Consider the following 14,887-nt stretch of genomic DNA (forward strand, 5'->3'; position numbering starts at 1 on the left):
TCGGCGCCGTCGCGTCGCTGAAGGAGATCTCCGTCGTCCCGGCCCTGCCCAAGACCCGCAGCGGCAAGATCCTGCGCAAGACCATGCGCGGCATCGCCGACGGCGTCGACGAGCCGGTGCCCTCGACGATCGAGAGCGTCGACGTCCTCGACGCCCTCCGCCCGGTCCTGCGCAAGGAGTAGCGCGTCGTCAAGTTCGATGAAGACGGGTAATGCGGGGGTGATGAGCCCGATAGGTCGGGCACGGCCGCTCCACGACGGCGTGGCCGCGCCCGACCGATTGGACGTTCATGCCCTCCCGTGCGACCGCACGCCAGTTCGCCCGCGCCGCCGCGGTGACCACGACCGTCGCCGCCGCCCTCGTCTTCGGCCTCGCTGCTCCGGCCGGCGCCGCCGACCTCTACAACTGCAGCGACTTCACGTACCAGGAGGACGCACAGGAGGTGCTGGACGCGGATCCGAGCGACCCGCACGGCCTCGACGGCGGTTCCGGCGGAGGCCCCGACGGTGTCGCCTGCGAGACGCTGCCGCACCGTCCGGTCACCACGCCGCCCACCACGACGACCACCCCTCCGCCCACCACCGAGCCGACCGGCGAGCCCACCACCGAGCCGACCGACGAGCCCACCGAGGACCCCGCCCGGCCCGTCGAGCACCACGACGACGCACCCGCCGGTTCCCACCACGACTCGCACGACGACTCCAGCGCCACGCCGACCCATGCATCCGAGCCGGTCCACCTCGCGTCCGCGGGCGGCGACGGTGGTTCCGCGGCCCCGGCCCTGAGCCGCGACCGCGACTGCGCCGACTTCCCCACCCAGGCCGAGGCCCAGGCGGCGTTGATGAACGACCTCAGCGACCCCGAGCGCCTCGACGCGGACGACGACGGCATCGCCTGCGAGAACTCCTTCGGCACCGAGGGGCAGCAGGTCGCTGTCTTCCCGCTGGGCGGCGTCGCGACCGGCGGCTCCGGCCTCCGATGACCACACCCCGGCCCCGGACGCCCCGCCCCGCGGTTCCCGGCTGCTCGGAACCCCGGCCGCAGGCGGCGGGGATCGGCGCAGTGCGGACGGCCAGGGCAGAGGCCGCCCGCAAGCGGGCTGCCTGGCGGGCCCGGGTCCTCGCCGCGGCCCTGCTGTTCGCCGCTCCGACCGGCTGCAGCGCCCCCGCCGCTCCCGCCACCACGGCGACTCAGGCAGCTCCGGCTGCGGCGACGGCTGCTCCGGCGGTCGTCTCACCGCAGACCGCGCCCCTGGCCGCGTCGGAGCCGGTCGGGCTGGAGGTCCCGGTGATCGGGGTGCGGTCGGGACCGCTGATGAGGCTGGGCATCGACCGGGCCGGCGCCCTCGAGGTCCCGCCGGACGCCCGCACCGTCGGCTGGTTCGGTCTCGGCCCGACCCCCGGTGCGGTCGGTCCGGCCGTGCTGGCCGCCCACGTCGACTACGCGGGGGTGCCCGGCGCCTTCACGAACCTGAAGGCCATGACCGAGGGCGGCGAGATCCGCGTCGCCCGCGCGGACGGCACGACCGCCGTGTTCACCGCGTACCGCGTCGCGCAGTATGCGAAGGCTGCCTTCCCGACCCGCGACGTCTACGGCGACACCGACTCCCCCGAGCTGCGGCTGATCACCTGCGGTGGCGCGTTCGACGCCGGCAGCGGGAACTACCAGGACAACGTCGTCGTCTACGCCCGGCTCACGGGGACCACCTGAGAGCGTCACCCGATCGTGTAACGCAGACTCCCCCCACCCGATGAGGGAACGACGGTTCCGCTCCCCGCGCCGTCGCTCCCCCGTCTCGAAAGGGACCGATGTCTCGTTCCCGCGCCCGGGTCGCCGCCCTGTCCGCGGCGGCGCTCGGCCTCGTCGTCGTCGGCTGCCTGGCGGTGTCCGCCGTCGCCGTCGGGTCACCGGCGGTGTCCGCGGTCGCCACCGGGTCGACCGCACTCGCCCTGACTACGCCGCCCGCCGACCCGCCCCGGGTCACCCCCGGCCTGTTCCCGGTGACCACCCCACCCGCCCCGGCCCCCTCGGCGCTGGCCGCGGCCGCGCGCGCCGCCGTGGCCGCGGACCCCGCGCCCGTCTGCGCGACGACGCGGGCGGTCGCGCCCGGCGACGTCCCGCTCAGGGCCACGTCCGTGACCAGCAGGGATTCCCGGCAAGGGTGTCCTCAGTCACGCGGGATCCCCACGGCGGGTCCACCATGGGGCCCATGAAGGTGACGGTGAACTTCGACCTCTGCGAGAGCAACGCGCTGTGCATGGCGGCCGCGCCCGAGGTCTTCGAGGTCCGAGACGACGACTTCCTCTACGTCCTCGACGAGAACCCGCCGGAGTCGCTGCGGTCGAAGGTCGAGGAGGCCGTGCGGGCCTGTCCCAAGGCGGCGATCACGCTCGAAGGGTGACCGCCCGGGCGCGAGGTGTCAGGATCGACGGATGACGTCGGTCTGGCACACGCCGTTGACCCCTCTGCACCTGCTCCGTCGGTCGGCCGGGGTGTACCCCGACCACACCGCGATCGTCTACGGCGAGCGGCGGACGAGCTACGCCGAGTTCGCGGCGGAGGCGACCCGGGTCGCGCACGGGCTGCGCGGCTCCGGGATCGAACCCGGGGACCGGGTGGCCTACCTGATGCCGAACGTGCCGGAGATGCTCGTCGCGCACTTCGCCGTGCCGCTGGCCGGGGCGGTGCTGGTCGCGATCAACACGCGGCTGTCCACCGAGGAGATCCGCTACATCCTCGACCACTCCGGGGCGAAGCTGCTGGTCGTCGACGGGGCGCTGCACGACAGGGTGGCACCCGTGGCGGGTGAGCTGAAGACCGTCGAGGAGATCATCACCGTCTTCGACCCCGCCGACCCGGGGGACGGCGTCGGCTCCGGCGTGCGCTACGACGACCTGCTCGCCCGCGGCGCCGACACCCCCCTCCCGTGGGAGGTCGAGGACGAGGAGTCCACGATCTCGATCAACTACACCTCCGGGACCACCGGCCGCCCGAAGGGCGTGCAGTACAGCCACCGCGGGGCGTACCTGAACTCCTTCGGCGAGATCGTGCACTCCGGGTTCACCCCGGACAGCGTCTACCTCTGGACGCTGCCGATGTTCCACTGCAATGGCTGGTGCACCCCGTGGGCGGTCACCGGGATCGGCGGCACCCACGTCTGCCTGCGCGAGGTGCGCGGTGACCGGATCTGGGAGCTGATCTCCGAGCACGGCGTCACGCATCTCAACGGCGCCCCCACCGTCGTCACCACGATCATGCGGGCCGAGGAGGCCAGGCAGCTGGACTACCAGCTCGTCGTCACGACCGCGGGCGCCCCGCCCAGCCCCACCACGATCCTGCAGATGGAGCGGATGGGCTTCCGGATCGTGCACGTCTACGGGCTCACCGAGACCTACGGGCCGTACACGGTCAACCAGTACCAGCGGGAGTGGGCCGGGCTCGGTGCCGAGGAGCGGGCGAAGCTGCAGTCGCGGCAGGGCGTCGGGATGATCCAGACGGACTCGGTGCGGGTCGTCGACAAGGACATGACCGACGTGCCTGCGGACGGCGAGACCATGGGCGAGGTCGTCATGCGCGGCAACAACGTGATGACCGGCTACTACGACGATCCCGCCGCCACCGAGAAGGCCTTCGAGGGCGGCTGGTTCCACTCCGGGGACCTGGGTGTGGTGCACGCGGACGGGTACGTCGAGCTGCGGGACCGCGCCAAGGACATCGTGATCTCCGGCGGGGAGAACATCTCGACGATCGAGGTCGAGCAGGCCGTCGTGTCGCACCCGGCGGTGCTCGAGGCCGCCGTGGTCGGCGTGCCGGACGACGAGTGGGGAGAGCGCCCGAAGGCGTTCGTCGTGCTGGCCCCGGGCGGCGAGGCGACGCCGGAGGAGCTGATCGACCACGTGAAGTCGACGATCGCCCGGTACAAGGCGCCGCGGGACGTCGAGATCGTCGACGCCCTGCCCAAGACGAGCACGGGCAAGATCCAGAAGTTCGAGCTGCGCAACCGCGGCTGAGTGGCGGTTATCGCGGTTCGGGAGGGGCCGTCGTCGGTTAGCGTTGCTCAGCGTGAGTCCTGAGCAGAGCGCCCTCCGGGTGGGCGCGGGGGCGGTCGCGATCACCACCGCCACCGTGCTGCCCGTGTTCCTGCTCGGGGCCATGACCGTCCAGATCGGCGACGAGCTCGGGTTCGACCCCGCGGCGCTCGGGCTGGTCGTGGCGCTCTACTTCGGGGTGTCGGCCCTGGTGTCGCTGCCCGTCGGCAGGCTCGTCGAGCGGTGGGGGTCGGCCCGGACGAGCCGGGTCGCCGTCGTCGGGGCGGCGTTGTTCCTGCTGCTCACCGGCCTCGCCGCGCACAGCTACGCCTCGCTCGTCGCGATCCTGCTCTGCGGGGCGTGGTGCAACGTGATGGGCCAGCTGTCGTCCAACCTCACCCTCGCCCGGTCGATGCCCGAGGCCCGGATGGGGCTGTCGTTCGGGGTCAAGCAGGCGTCGGTGCCGCTGGCCACCCTGCTCGCAGGCATCTCGGTGCCCGGCGTGGCGCTGACCGTCGGCTGGCGGTGGGCGTACGTGATCGCCGCGGGGCTGGCCCTGTGCGCGTTGGCCGCCGCGCCGCGCGGGTCCGCGCCGGGCGCCCGGGACCGCACGGCCCCGCAGGACCGGGCGACCGCCGCGCTCGCCGTGATCGGCGCCGCGGCGGGTCTGGGCGCGGCGAGCGCCACCGGGCTCGGCATCTTCCTGGTGGCCGCCGCGGTGGACCAGGGCGTCGATCCGGGGCTCGCGGGCCTGGTGCTCACGCTCGGCAGTGTGGTGGGGCTGGTCATGCGGATGCTGCACGGCTGGCTGGCGGACCGCCGGGAGGGCGCGCACGTCGCGTTCGTCGCGGCGTCCCTGCTGTCCGGGGCGGTCGGGCTGGCGCTGCTCGCGATCCCCGGCCCGGTCACGCTGATCGTCGGCGTCGTCCTCGGGTTCGGGCTCGGCTGGTCCTGGCCGGGGCTGCTGCAGTTCGCCGTCGTCCGGCTCAATCCCGCCGCTCCCGCCGCGGCGACGGCGATCGTGCAGGTCGGCGTGTACGCGGGTGGGTTCATCGGCCCGGTGGGGTTCGGGTTCCTGGCCACCCACGGGTCGTTCACCCTGGCGTGGTTCGTCGCGGCCGGGGCGATGGTGCTCGCCGGGATCGGCGTGCTGGTGGGCAGGCGGATGCTCCTCGCCCACCGGGAGGCGCTGGTCAGCGCGTCCTGAGCCGGTCCGCCAGCGCGATCGCGTCCCGCGGGGCGTGGACCTTGACGTCGTTGTCGAAGTAGACGAGCACGTCGAGGTCCCGGTCCAGCCAGCCGCGGACCCGGTCCGCCCAGGCGTCGAGGGCCTCGGGTGTGTACCCCGAGACGTAGAGCTCCTCGGCGCCGTGCAGCCTGCAGTACACGAAATCCGCGGTCACCTCGGTGAGGAAGGGCCACTTGCCCGCGGTGTCCGCCACCACCAGCCCGACGCCGTGCTCGCGGAGCAGGTCGAGGAACGCCGGATCGCGGAAGCTCTCGTGGCGGACCTCGACGGTGTGCCGCAGCGGCCGGTCCTCGGTCTCCAGCATCGGGTGCTCGATGCGCTCGTCGTGCTCCCTCCCGAGCTCCGCTGCGGCCGACGTGGTGTGCGGCAACAGCTCCAGGAACGCCCGCATCCGGTCCGGGCGGAAGATCATCCGCGGCGGGAGCTGCCACAGGATCGGCCCGAGCTTCGGCCCCAGCGCCAGCGGACCGGAGGCGAGGAAGTTCGCGACGGGCACGCGGACGTCGTTGAGCTGCTTCATGTGGGTGACGAACCGGGGCCCCTTCACGGAGAACAGGAAGTCCTCGGGGGTCTGGTCCCGCCAGCTCGGCCAGGCGGTCTGGATGGAGTAGAACGAGCCGTTGATCTCGATCGACGAGACCGCCCGGGACAGGTACTCCAGCTCACGGCGCTGCGCCAGGCCCTCGGGGTAGAACACGCCGCGCCACGGCGGGTAGCGCCACCCCGAGGTCCCGGTCCGCCACGTCGCCACCCCCGCATCCTGCCCGTGCGCGGTGAGTGCTGCTCCGGCACCACCCATCGCGCACGACCCTGTAGCGCGGGGCGGGCGCCGTTCGTGTCCCCTGTGGAAGGAGGCTCCGATGCCCCGTTGGATCGTGCCGCTGGTCGTGGTCTCGGACCTGGCCGTGTTCGGCGTGCTGTACCTCGTGATGGGCTGGCCCGCGGTGTTCTTCGCGGTCCCCGTCGTCGTGGCCTCGGTGATCTCGCTGGTGGTGCTGACCGCGACCGCCCGGGCCCGACGCGCCGTGTCCGGGCTGCGGGTCCCCCAGGGCTACCGGGCGGGGGTGGGCACGGCGCAGCCGTACGGCTGGTCGAGCGGGCCGGACTCGTACCCGGACTGGACGGGCGCGGGCTCGTGGGCGGGTCCGGGCGGCTCGTGGTCGTCGGACGCGGCGGGCTCCTGTGGGCCCGGGGACTCGTGGGGATCGGGCTCCTGGGGCTCGGACTCGGGGACCTGTTCCTCGGACTCGGGCTCCTCGTCGTCGGACTCCGGCTCGTCGTCGTCGGACTCCGGCTCGTCGTCGTCGGACTCCGGCTCGTCGTCCTCGTCCTCGGACTGAGATCCGTCGGACTCACCTGCGCCGGTGTCGGACTCCGGCGCCACGGTGTCGGACTCGCGGGCAGGTGTGTCTCACTCGCGGGCGGTGGTGTCGGGTCAGCGGGGGTTCGGTGGGGCGGGACTACCCTCCCGCCCATGACCGGCCCCGACCGACCCGACGACGGCTACCTCCGCGCCCTGGTCGCCGCCACCGAACGGGCGGTCGCGGCCGCGGAGCCGCTCGGCTCGCCGTTCGCGGGCGCCCCGGCGGACCTGCGGGAGCCGGTGCGGGAGGCGGTCGTCGGGCTCGGGGACGAGCTCGTCGCGCTGAGCCGGGACCTGCACGCCCACCCCGAGACGTCGTTCGAGGAGCACTGGTCCGCCGCGGCCGTCGCGGAGGTCCTGCGCCGCCACGGACACGACCCCGAGGTGGGGACCGGCCTGGACACCGCGCTGCGCTGCACCACCGGCGGCGACGGCCCGCACATCGGGGTCCTCGCGGAGTACGACGCCCTGCCCGGCATCGGGCACGGCTGCGGCCACAACGTCATCGCGGCGTCGGCGGTCGGGGCCTTCCTCGGACTTGCGGGCCGCGCACCCGGTCGCGTCACCCTGTTCGGCACGCCCGCCGAGGAGGGCGGCGGCGGCAAGGAGACGATGGCCCGCGCCGGCCTGTTCGACGACGTCGACGCCGTCGTGATGCTCCATCCCTTCAGCCACGACGTGGCGATGCACCCGTTCCTGGGGCGCAGGCAGGTGGAGATGGTGTTCCACGGGGTCGCCGCGCACGCCTCCGCGCAGCCGTTCATGGGCCGCAACGCCCTGGACGCGGCGGTCTCGGCCTACACCGGCGTCGCGGCACTGCGCCAGCACCTGCCGCCGAGCGACCGCCTGCACGGGACGTTCACCGACGGCGGCGCCCGCCCCAACGTCGTCCCGGACCGGGCGGCGCTGTTGTTCTACGTCCGCTCGATGGAGCCCGACACGCTGCGCGACCTCGCCCACCGCGTCTCCGAGATCGCCCACGGCGCCGCCCGGATGCACGGCTGCACCGTGGACCTGACCTGGGACGGCAAGCCCGCCTACCTGCCGATCCGGCAGAACACGGCGCTGGCCGGGCGGTGGGCGGCGAACCAGGTCGAGCGCGGCCGCGCCCCGCTCGCCCCGGGGATCGTGCCGGAGTTCCTCACCGGCTCCACGGACCTGGGCAACCTGTCCTACCGGATGCCCGCCATCCATCCGATGCTCGCGATCGCCGGGCCCACCGAGGCGCTGCACACCGTCGGGTTCGCCGAGGCGGCGGGCGGCGAGGGCGGCGACCGGGGAGTGCGCGACGGCGCCGACGGCCTGGCGCTCACCGCGCTGGACTACCTCGCCGACGCGGACCTCCGCGCCGCCGTGCACGCGGAGTTCGCAGCGCAGGGTGGGCCGATCGACGTGCCGTCCTTCTTCGCGTGAAGATGGGGCCATGAGCGACCTCCCCCGCGCCACCCGCGCGCTCCTGGACTGGCCCGTCGACCACGTCGCGGCGGCGGTCGTCGGGAGGTCGGGCGAGGTGCTCGCCACCGCGGGGGACGGCGACCGGGAGTTCCGGCTGGCCTCGGTGACGAAGCTGCTCTCCGCCTACGCCGTGCTGATCGCGGTGGAGGAGGGGGCGATCGAGTGGGACGACCCGGCGGGGCCCGAGGGGTCCACGATCCGCCATCTCGCCGCGCACACGTCCGGCCTGGCGTTCGACTCCGAGCGGATCCAGGCCAAGCCGGGCACCCGGCGCATCTACTCGAACACCGGGTTCACGGTGCTGGGCGAGGCCGTCGCCGAGGCCAGCGGCATCGAGTTCCCGGAGTACCTGCGCCAGGCCGTGTGCGCCCCCCTGGGGATGACCGCGACCGAGCTCCGCGGCCCCGCCGGGCACGCCGCCTTCTCCACCGCCGCGGACATGGCACGGTTCGCCGCCGAGCTGCAGGCCCCCACACTCGTCGCGCCGGAGACCCTGGCCGAGGCCACCGCCGTCGTCTTCCCCGGGCTGAACGGCGTCCTCCCCGGCTACGGGTCCCAGCGGCCCAACGACTGGGGCGCGGGCTTCGAGATCCGGGACGGCAAGACCCCGCACTGGACGGGCACCACGAACTCGCCGCGGACCTTCGGGCACTTCGGCCAGTCCGGCACCTTCCTCTGGGTGGACCCGGAGCTCGGGGCGGCGTGCGCGGTGCTCACGGACCGCAGGTTCGGGGACTGGGCGGTGCAGGCCTGGACCCCCTACAACGACGGGATCGTGGCCGCACTCGGGTGACCCGGCCCACCCCGGGAATCATCCGGCGGGGTCGCCCGTTGTACCGCGTGTCCGAGCCGGGCGAGCAGTGTCCCCGGGCCGCAAAAGATAACCGCCGCCGCGGAATACCGTCAGGCTGGAGCCGCGGTGTGCAACTCGCCGCGAGGCGACCTGCGCTCGGCTCGGACACCAACTCTCAGGCCGACCCGCCCGGCGGCGGACCGTCCTCCGGTTCCTCTCGGCGGGGCGGGTAGGGCTCGGCGCAGCGCCAGCAGCGCTCCGGGGAGTCCTCGGTGGGCATCGCGCCGCACTCGGGGCAGAGCCTGCCCAGCCAGCAGACCGGATCGCCCATCCGTCCATCAGACCCCCGACCGGGGAACAAGTCCAGGGGCGGTGTGGTTGTGCGGAGGGCCCGCCGGGCAGAGCCGACCGCAACGCCGTTGTCCCGACTTGGCAGACTTGACCTCACGATGACCTCCACCCCCTCCACCGGGGAGAACGTGCGCGCCGGAGACCCCGGTCCCCGCGCGGACTCCCCCTCCCAGTCCGGTGCTCCCACCACAGCGACCGAACCCGCCGCGCAGCAGGATGCAGCCGAACCCACCGGCAGCGCCGCGCGCGGCGACGGGAACCGCGGCCGACGACCCCGCCGGCGCGGTTCCCGGGGCCGGAGCGCACCCGCTCAGCGGGGCAACGCGCCCGGCCCCACCAGCACGTCCTCCGCCGGTCCCGAGACCACCGACCGGCGACCGCCACGCGACGACTCCGTCCCCGCCCTGCCGGACGAGGTGCTGGCGGACCTCGAGGCCCGCGTCGCGGCACTGCGCAGCACGGACGCCCAACGCCTGGGCCGCCGCCTGCAGGGCGCCCGACGCTCCGGGAACGGCCGCGCCCAGCAGGCGGTGGCGGAGGCGGTCGCCACCGCCGAGCACCGCCTCGAACGCCGCCGGGCCGCCGTCCCGCGGATCAGCTATCCCGAGCAGCTCCCCGTCTCCGCGCGGCGCGAGGACATCGCCGCCGCGATCCGGGACAACCAGGTCGTGATCATCGCCGGCGAGACCGGCTCCGGGAAGACCACCCAGCTGCCGAAGATCTGTCTGGAGCTGGGCCGTGGCGTCACCGGGCTGATCGGGCACACCCAGCCGCGCCGACTGGCGGCGCGCACGGTCGCCACCCGCATCGCCGAGGAGCTGCACACCGAGCTCGGGGACGTCGTCGGCTGGAAGGTGCGCTTCACCGACCAGGTCGGGGACCGCACGCTCGTCAAGCTGATGACGGACGGCATCCTGCTCGCCGAGCTCACCGGCGACCGGGACCTGCTGCAGTACGACACGCTGATCATCGACGAGGCCCACGAGCGCAGCCTCAACATCGACTTCATCCTCGGCTACCTCACCCAGCTGCTGCCGCGGCGCCCCGACCTCAAGGTCGTCATCACCTCGGCGACCATCGACCCCGAGCGCTTCTCCCGGCACTTCGGCTCTCCCGCCCACCCGGCCCCGATCGTCGAGGTGTCCGGCCGGTCGTACCCCGTCGAGGTGCGCTACCGGCCCGTCGTCGACCCGGACGACCCGGACGCCGACCCGGACCGGGAGGAGATCGACGCCATCGCGGACGCGGTCACCGAGCTGCAGCGCGAGGGCCCCGGGGACATCCTGGTGTTCCTGCCCGGCGAGCGGGAGATCCGGGACACCGAGAAGGCGCTCGCCGCGCTGTCCTTACCGAACACCGAGGTCCTCCCGCTCTACGCGCGGCTCACCACCGCCGAGCAGCAGCGGATCTTCGCCCCGCACGCGGGGAACCGGATCGTGTTGGCCACCAACGTCGCCGAGACGTCGCTGACGGTGCCGGGCATCAAGTACGTGATCGACGCGGGCACCGCGCGCATCTCCCGGTACTCGCGCAGGCTCAAGGTGCAGCGGCTGCCGATCGAGAAGATCTCGCAGGCCTCGGCGAACCAGCGGGCGGGCCGCTGCGGCCGCACGAGCGACGGCATCTGCATCCGGCTCTACGCCGAGGACGACTTCGACGCCCGCCCGGAGTTCACCGACCCGGAGATCCTGCGCACCAACCTCGCCGCCGTCGTCCTGCAGATGATCGCGCTGGACCTGGGTGAGATCTCGGCGTTCCCGTTCGTCGAGCCGCCGGACTCCCGCGACGTCGCGGACGGCCTCGCCCTGCTCCACGAGCTCGGCGCCGTCGACCACGGGAAGCTGACGGCGGTGGGCCAGTCGCTGTCCCGCCTCCCCGTCGACCCCCGGCTCGGCCGCATGCTGGTGGAGGCGAACAGGACCGGCTGCCTGCGCGAGGTGCTGGTGATCGCCGCGGCGCTGTCGGTGCAGGACCCGCGCGAGCGGCCGACCGAGCATCGCCAGGCCGCGGACGAGCAGCACAACCGCTTCAAGGCGGACGGCTCGGACTTCCTCGCCTACACCAAGCTCTGGGACTACCTCGCCGAGCAGCGGGAGGCGTTGAGCGGCAGCAGGTTCCGCCGCACGCTGCGCGAGGAGTACCTGCACTACCTGCGGATCCGCGAGTGGTGGGACCTGCACGGGCAGCTCCGCCAGGCCGCTCGGTCGGCGAAGATGACCGTGAACGACAGTCCCGCGGACCCCGATCGCATCCACCAGGCCCTGTTGTCCGGGTTGCTGTCGCAGGTCGGGCTGCTGGAGGAGACGGACAAGAAGAGCCGTGACCCGAAGGAGCGCCGGGGCTCCCGGGAGTACCTCGGTGCCCGCAACGCCCGCTTCGCGCTCTGGCCCGGCTCCGCGCTCGCGAAGAAGCCGCCGCGCTGGGTGATGGCCGCCGAGCTCGTCGAGACCTCGCGGCTGTGGGCGCGCACGGTGGCGTCGATCAAGCCGGAGTGGATCGAGCCGCTCGCGGGACATCTCGTCAGACGGACGTATTCGGAACCGCGCTGGTCACGCAAGCGCGCGTCCGCCGTCGCGACCGAGCGGGTGACCCTGCACGGCATCCCGGTGATCGCCGACCGGACCGTGGACTTCGGCCGGATCGACGCCGAGGTCTCGCGCGAGCTGTTCCTCCGGCATGCGTTGGTGGAGGGCGACTGGGAGACCCGGCACCGGTTCTTCCGCGCGAACCGCGATCTCCTGGAGGACGTCGAGGAACTCGAGCACCGCGCCCGCCGCCGCGACCTCGTGGTGGACGAGGACACGCTATTCGCCTTCTACGACAAGCGGATCCCCGCGTCCGTGGTGTCCGGGCGGCACTTCGACTCCTGGTGGAGGAAGGAGCCGCGCAAGGATCTCCTGGACTTCACACAGGAGATGCTGGAGACCGAGGCCGCGCGGGGCATCGACCGCGCCGCCTACCCGGACCACGTCGCCGCGGGCGGGCTCACCCTGCCGCTGTCGTACGCGTTCGAGCCCGGCCACGCCACGGACGGGGTGACCGTCGACGTCCCGGTCGCCGCGCTGCACCAGGTCGACCCGACGCCCTTCACCTGGCTCGTCCCGGGTCTGCGCGAGGAGCTGGTCACGGGGCTGATCAAGACGCTGCCGAAGGCGTTGCGGCGCAACTTCTCCCCCGCACCCGACCATGCCAAGGCGGTCCTGTCGCGCCTGCAGGTCGGCGGCGAACCGCTGCTGGACGGGCTGGAGCGCGAGCTGGGCCGGATGCGCAACGTGGTCATCCGGCGGGAGGACTGGGAGCTGAACCGGCTGCCGGACCACCTCACCGTGACTTTTCGCGTGCTCGACGAGAAGGGCCGCGAGATCGGCCGCGGGACGGACCTGGAGAAGCTCCGCGAGGAGTTCGCCCCGCAGGTGCGCTCGGAGATCGCGGCGGCCGGGCGCGACCTGGAGCGCACCGGCCTCACCACCTGGCCCTCCGACCTCGGCCCCACGACCGGCGGCTCACAGACCGGCGGGACCGTTCTGCCTCGTGAGCACGCGATCCGTCGCGGCAGCCACGTCGTCACCGGGTATCCGGGGCTCGTCGACCGCGGGTCGTCCGTGGACGTGCGCGTGTTCGCGACGGAGGCCGAGCGGGACTCCGCGCACCGCCGCGGCGTCCGCAGGCTGCTGCTGCTCGCCACCCCGTCGCCCGCCAAGCAGGTCCAACGTGGACTGGACAACAAGGCCAAGCTCACGCTGTCCCGCAACCCCCACGGCAGCGTGGACGCGATGCTGCTGGACTGTGTCACCTGCGCGGCCGACCATCTGATCGCCCGTGCGGGCGGACCCTGTTGGGACGCGGCGGGTTTCGAGCGCCTGAAGGCCGTGTTCGCCCAGCACCTCGGCAGCGCCACGATGCAGGTCCTGCAGGCGGTGCGCGCGGTGCTGGACCGCTGGCACCCCGTCCAGGCCGACCTGGCCGACCTGCGTTCCCCCACCACGCGAGACGGCGCGGCGGACATCCGCGCCCAGCTGGCCGCTCTCGTCGGACCGGGCTTCGCCGAGCGGGCGGGCGCCTCCCGCCTGGCGGACGTGACCCGCTACCTGCAGGCGATCGAGATCCGCATCGACAAGCTGCGGGTGGATCCCGCCCGGGACGCCGAGTGGACCGCCCAGGTCCACCTCGTCTCGGACGAGTACGAGGCCGACCTCGCCGCCCTCCCCCCGAGCGTCGACCCGTCCCCCGGCCTCGTCGAGATCCGCTGGATGATCGAGGAACTGCGGGTCAGCCTCTTCGCCCACCCGATGAGGACCCGCTACCCGGTCAGCATCAAACGCATCCAGAAGGCCCTCGACTCCCTCTGACCCACCCCGCGAGTCCGGCCCCACGGATGACCGCATCTTTGTAAGGACAATGTGTTGACTGGTCCTGTTCTCCGGCTAGCCTGAGTGCTGCTCGGATCCCGCGACGACGGAGACCAGGATGACCGACACGACCGCGCAGGCGCGGCGCCCTCTCGGAGTGGGTGTCGCCGGGATGGGCTGGATGGGCCGGGTGCACACCATGGCCTACACCCGGGTGCTGCACCACTTCCCCGACCTCCCCGTCGCGCCGCGGCTCGTCGCGGTCGCCGACGAGGTGCCCGGCCGGGCGGAGGAGGCCGCGGCGCAGTTCGGCTTCACCACCCCGACCGACGACTGGCGGGAGATCGCGGCGAACCCCGAGGTCGACGTCGTCAGCATCGCGGCGCCGAACTTCCTGCACCGCGAGATCGGCGTCGCGATGGCGCGGGCGGGCAAGCACATCTGGATCGAGAAGCCCGTCGGACTGACCAGCGAGGACGCCCGGGCGGTCGCGGACGCGGTGGCCGCCGCCGGGGTGCAGGGCGCGGTCGGGTTCAACTACCGCAACGCCCCCGCCGTCGAGCACGCGAAGCAGCTGGTCGACTCCGGTGAGCTGGGCACGATCACCCACGCCCGGTTCCGCTTCTTCAGCGACTACGCCGCCCACCCCGACGGCGCCCTGACCTGGCGCTACGAGCGCGCCCGCGGCGGCAGCGGAGTGCTCGGCGACCTCGCCGCGCACACCGTCGACCTCGCCTACCACGTGCTCGGCGAGTTCGAGTCCCTCGTCGCCGACACCGCGATCTTCATCCCGCAGCGCCCCAGGGCCTCCGGCGCCACCGCGGGCCACGTCCGCGCGACGGGCGGCGAGACCGGCCCCGTCGAGAACGAGGACTACGTCGGCGCGCTGGCCCGCTCGGCCGCGGGCGCCCGCGTGGTGGTGGAGGCCAGCCGGGTCGCAGTCGGGGACCAGAACGCCTACGGCTTCGAGGTGCACGGCACCCGCGGATCCGTCGCCTGGGACTTCCGCAGGCTCAACGAGCTGCAGGTCGGGCTCGGCGACGTGCACCAGGACCAGCCGATGAGCACCGTCTACGTCGGGCCCGCGCACGGCGAGTTCGCCGCCTTCCAGCCCGGCGCCGCGAACGCGATGGGCACGGACGACCTCAAGGTCATCGAGGCCGCGCGGTTCCTGCGCTCCGTGGCCGAGGGCACCCCGTACGGCACCACCCTCGCCGACGCCGTCCGCAGCGCGACCCTGCTCGACGCCATGGCCGAGTCCGCCGCCAAGCGCGCGTGGGTCAGCCTGTGAGGATCGGG

General features: G+C 73.4%; 13 protein-coding genes and 1 pseudogene. 12 read left to right on the forward strand and 2 right to left on the reverse strand.

Features of this window, described 5'->3' with window-relative positions:
- The 7 genes and pseudogenes from prpE to ABD993_RS21015 form a co-directional block, all read left to right on the forward strand.
- A pseudogene (gene prpE, locus ABD993_RS20985) lies at positions 1-182 on the forward strand (propionyl-CoA synthetase); the annotation flags it as partial.
- Between the two features lie 107 nt (positions 183-289).
- Entirely contained in the window at positions 290-982 is a 693-nt protein-coding gene (locus ABD993_RS20990; RefSeq protein WP_345421038.1) for an excalibur calcium-binding domain-containing protein, read from the forward strand.
- Positions 983-1,062: 80 nt separating this feature from the next.
- Positions 1,063-1,710 carry a class F sortase gene (locus ABD993_RS20995; protein WP_345421041.1) on the forward strand — a complete coding sequence of 216 codons (648 nt, stop codon included), beginning with the start codon at positions 1,063-1,065 and terminating at the stop codon, positions 1,708-1,710.
- Between the two features lie 98 nt (positions 1,711-1,808).
- The gene (locus ABD993_RS21000; protein WP_345421044.1) at positions 1,809-2,213 is read left to right on the forward strand and encodes a hypothetical protein; all 405 of its coding nucleotides are present in this window, start codon (positions 1,809-1,811) and stop codon (positions 2,211-2,213) included.
- Positions 2,210-2,401 (forward strand): ferredoxin, encoded by a 192-nt coding sequence (locus ABD993_RS21005; protein WP_345421047.1) that lies wholly within the window; start codon positions 2,210-2,212, stop codon positions 2,399-2,401. Before ABD993_RS21000 ends, ABD993_RS21005 begins: the two co-directional genes overlap by 4 nt.
- Before the next feature lie 31 nt (positions 2,402-2,432).
- Positions 2,433-4,010 carry an acyl--CoA ligase family protein gene (locus ABD993_RS21010; RefSeq protein ID WP_345421050.1) on the forward strand — a complete coding sequence of 526 codons (1,578 nt, stop codon included), beginning with the start codon at positions 2,433-2,435 and terminating at the stop codon, positions 4,008-4,010.
- A gap of 52 nt (positions 4,011-4,062) precedes the next feature.
- Complete coding sequence (locus ABD993_RS21015; RefSeq protein WP_345421053.1) at positions 4,063-5,235, forward strand: MFS transporter; 1,173 nt, start codon at positions 4,063-4,065, stop codon at positions 5,233-5,235.
- On the opposite strand, the gene ABD993_RS21020 is transcribed toward ABD993_RS21015, so the two are convergent.
- Complete coding sequence (locus tag ABD993_RS21020) at positions 5,222-6,076, reverse strand: DUF72 domain-containing protein (RefSeq protein ID WP_345421056.1); 855 nt, start codon at positions 6,074-6,076, stop codon at positions 5,222-5,224. The genes ABD993_RS21015 and ABD993_RS21020 overlap by 14 nt on opposite strands.
- Positions 6,077-6,137: 61 nt before the next feature.
- Here ABD993_RS21020 and ABD993_RS21025 point away from each other — a divergent pair, with 61 nt between their 5' ends.
- From ABD993_RS21025 to ABD993_RS21035, 3 genes are all read left to right on the forward strand, one after another.
- Entirely contained in the window at positions 6,138-6,617 is a 480-nt protein-coding gene (locus ABD993_RS21025; RefSeq protein WP_345421059.1) for a hypothetical protein, read from the forward strand.
- A 134-nt stretch (positions 6,618-6,751) separates the two neighbouring features.
- Entirely contained in the window at positions 6,752-8,053 is a 1,302-nt protein-coding gene (locus ABD993_RS21030) for a M20 family metallopeptidase (RefSeq protein WP_345421062.1), read from the forward strand.
- Between the two features lie 10 nt (positions 8,054-8,063).
- On the forward strand, positions 8,064-8,888 hold the full coding sequence (locus ABD993_RS21035) for a serine hydrolase domain-containing protein (protein ID WP_345421065.1): 825 nt from the start codon (positions 8,064-8,066) through the stop codon (positions 8,886-8,888).
- 175 nt (positions 8,889-9,063) lie between these two features.
- Here ABD993_RS21035 and ABD993_RS21040 read toward each other — a convergent pair whose 3' ends face one another.
- Positions 9,064-9,219, reverse strand: coding sequence for a hypothetical protein (locus tag ABD993_RS21040; RefSeq protein ID WP_345421068.1), 156 nt, complete (start codon positions 9,217-9,219; stop codon positions 9,064-9,066).
- Positions 9,220-9,337: 118 nt separating this feature from the next.
- On the opposite strand from ABD993_RS21040, the gene hrpA reads away from it, so the two are divergent.
- Positions 9,338-13,588, forward strand: a complete 4,251-nt coding sequence (gene hrpA, locus ABD993_RS21045) for an ATP-dependent RNA helicase HrpA (RefSeq protein ID WP_345421071.1) — start codon at positions 9,338-9,340, stop codon at positions 13,586-13,588.
- 118 nt (positions 13,589-13,706) lie between these two features.
- The gene (locus ABD993_RS21050) at positions 13,707-14,879 is read left to right on the forward strand and encodes a Gfo/Idh/MocA family protein (protein WP_345421074.1); all 1,173 of its coding nucleotides are present in this window, start codon (positions 13,707-13,709) and stop codon (positions 14,877-14,879) included.
- Positions 14,880-14,887 lie beyond the last annotated feature (8 nt).

The sequence above is a fragment of the Pseudonocardia xishanensis genome, from assembly GCF_039541715.1.
Lineage (GTDB): Bacteria > Actinomycetota > Actinomycetes > Mycobacteriales > Pseudonocardiaceae > Pseudonocardia > Pseudonocardia xishanensis.

Bases quoted from the DNA above. Each gene is read 5' to 3' on its own strand.
- ABD993_RS20990 (WP_345421038.1), top strand. From the start codon at position 290: ATGCCCTCCCGTGCGACCGCACGCCAGTTCGCCCGCGCCGCCGCGGTG.
- ABD993_RS21000 (WP_345421044.1), top strand. From the start codon at position 1,809: ATGTCTCGTTCCCGCGCCCGGGTCGCCGCCCTGTCCGCGGCGGCGCTC.
- ABD993_RS21005 (WP_345421047.1), top strand. From the start codon at position 2,210: ATGAAGGTGACGGTGAACTTCGACCTCTGCGAGAGCAACGCGCTGTGC.
- ABD993_RS21010 (WP_345421050.1), top strand. From the start codon at position 2,433: ATGACGTCGGTCTGGCACACGCCGTTGACCCCTCTGCACCTGCTCCGT.
- ABD993_RS21020 (WP_345421056.1), bottom strand. From the start codon at position 6,076: ATGGGTGGTGCCGGAGCAGCACTCACCGCGCACGGGCAGGATGCGGGG.
- ABD993_RS21025 (WP_345421059.1), top strand. From the start codon at position 6,138: ATGCCCCGTTGGATCGTGCCGCTGGTCGTGGTCTCGGACCTGGCCGTG.
- ABD993_RS21030 (WP_345421062.1), top strand. From the start codon at position 6,752: ATGACCGGCCCCGACCGACCCGACGACGGCTACCTCCGCGCCCTGGTC.
- ABD993_RS21035 (WP_345421065.1), top strand. From the start codon at position 8,064: ATGAGCGACCTCCCCCGCGCCACCCGCGCGCTCCTGGACTGGCCCGTC.
- ABD993_RS21040 (WP_345421068.1), bottom strand. From the start codon at position 9,219: ATGGGCGATCCGGTCTGCTGGCTGGGCAGGCTCTGCCCCGAGTGCGGC.
- hrpA (WP_345421071.1), top strand. From the start codon at position 9,338: ATGACCTCCACCCCCTCCACCGGGGAGAACGTGCGCGCCGGAGACCCC.
- ABD993_RS21050 (WP_345421074.1), top strand. From the start codon at position 13,707: ATGACCGACACGACCGCGCAGGCGCGGCGCCCTCTCGGAGTGGGTGTC.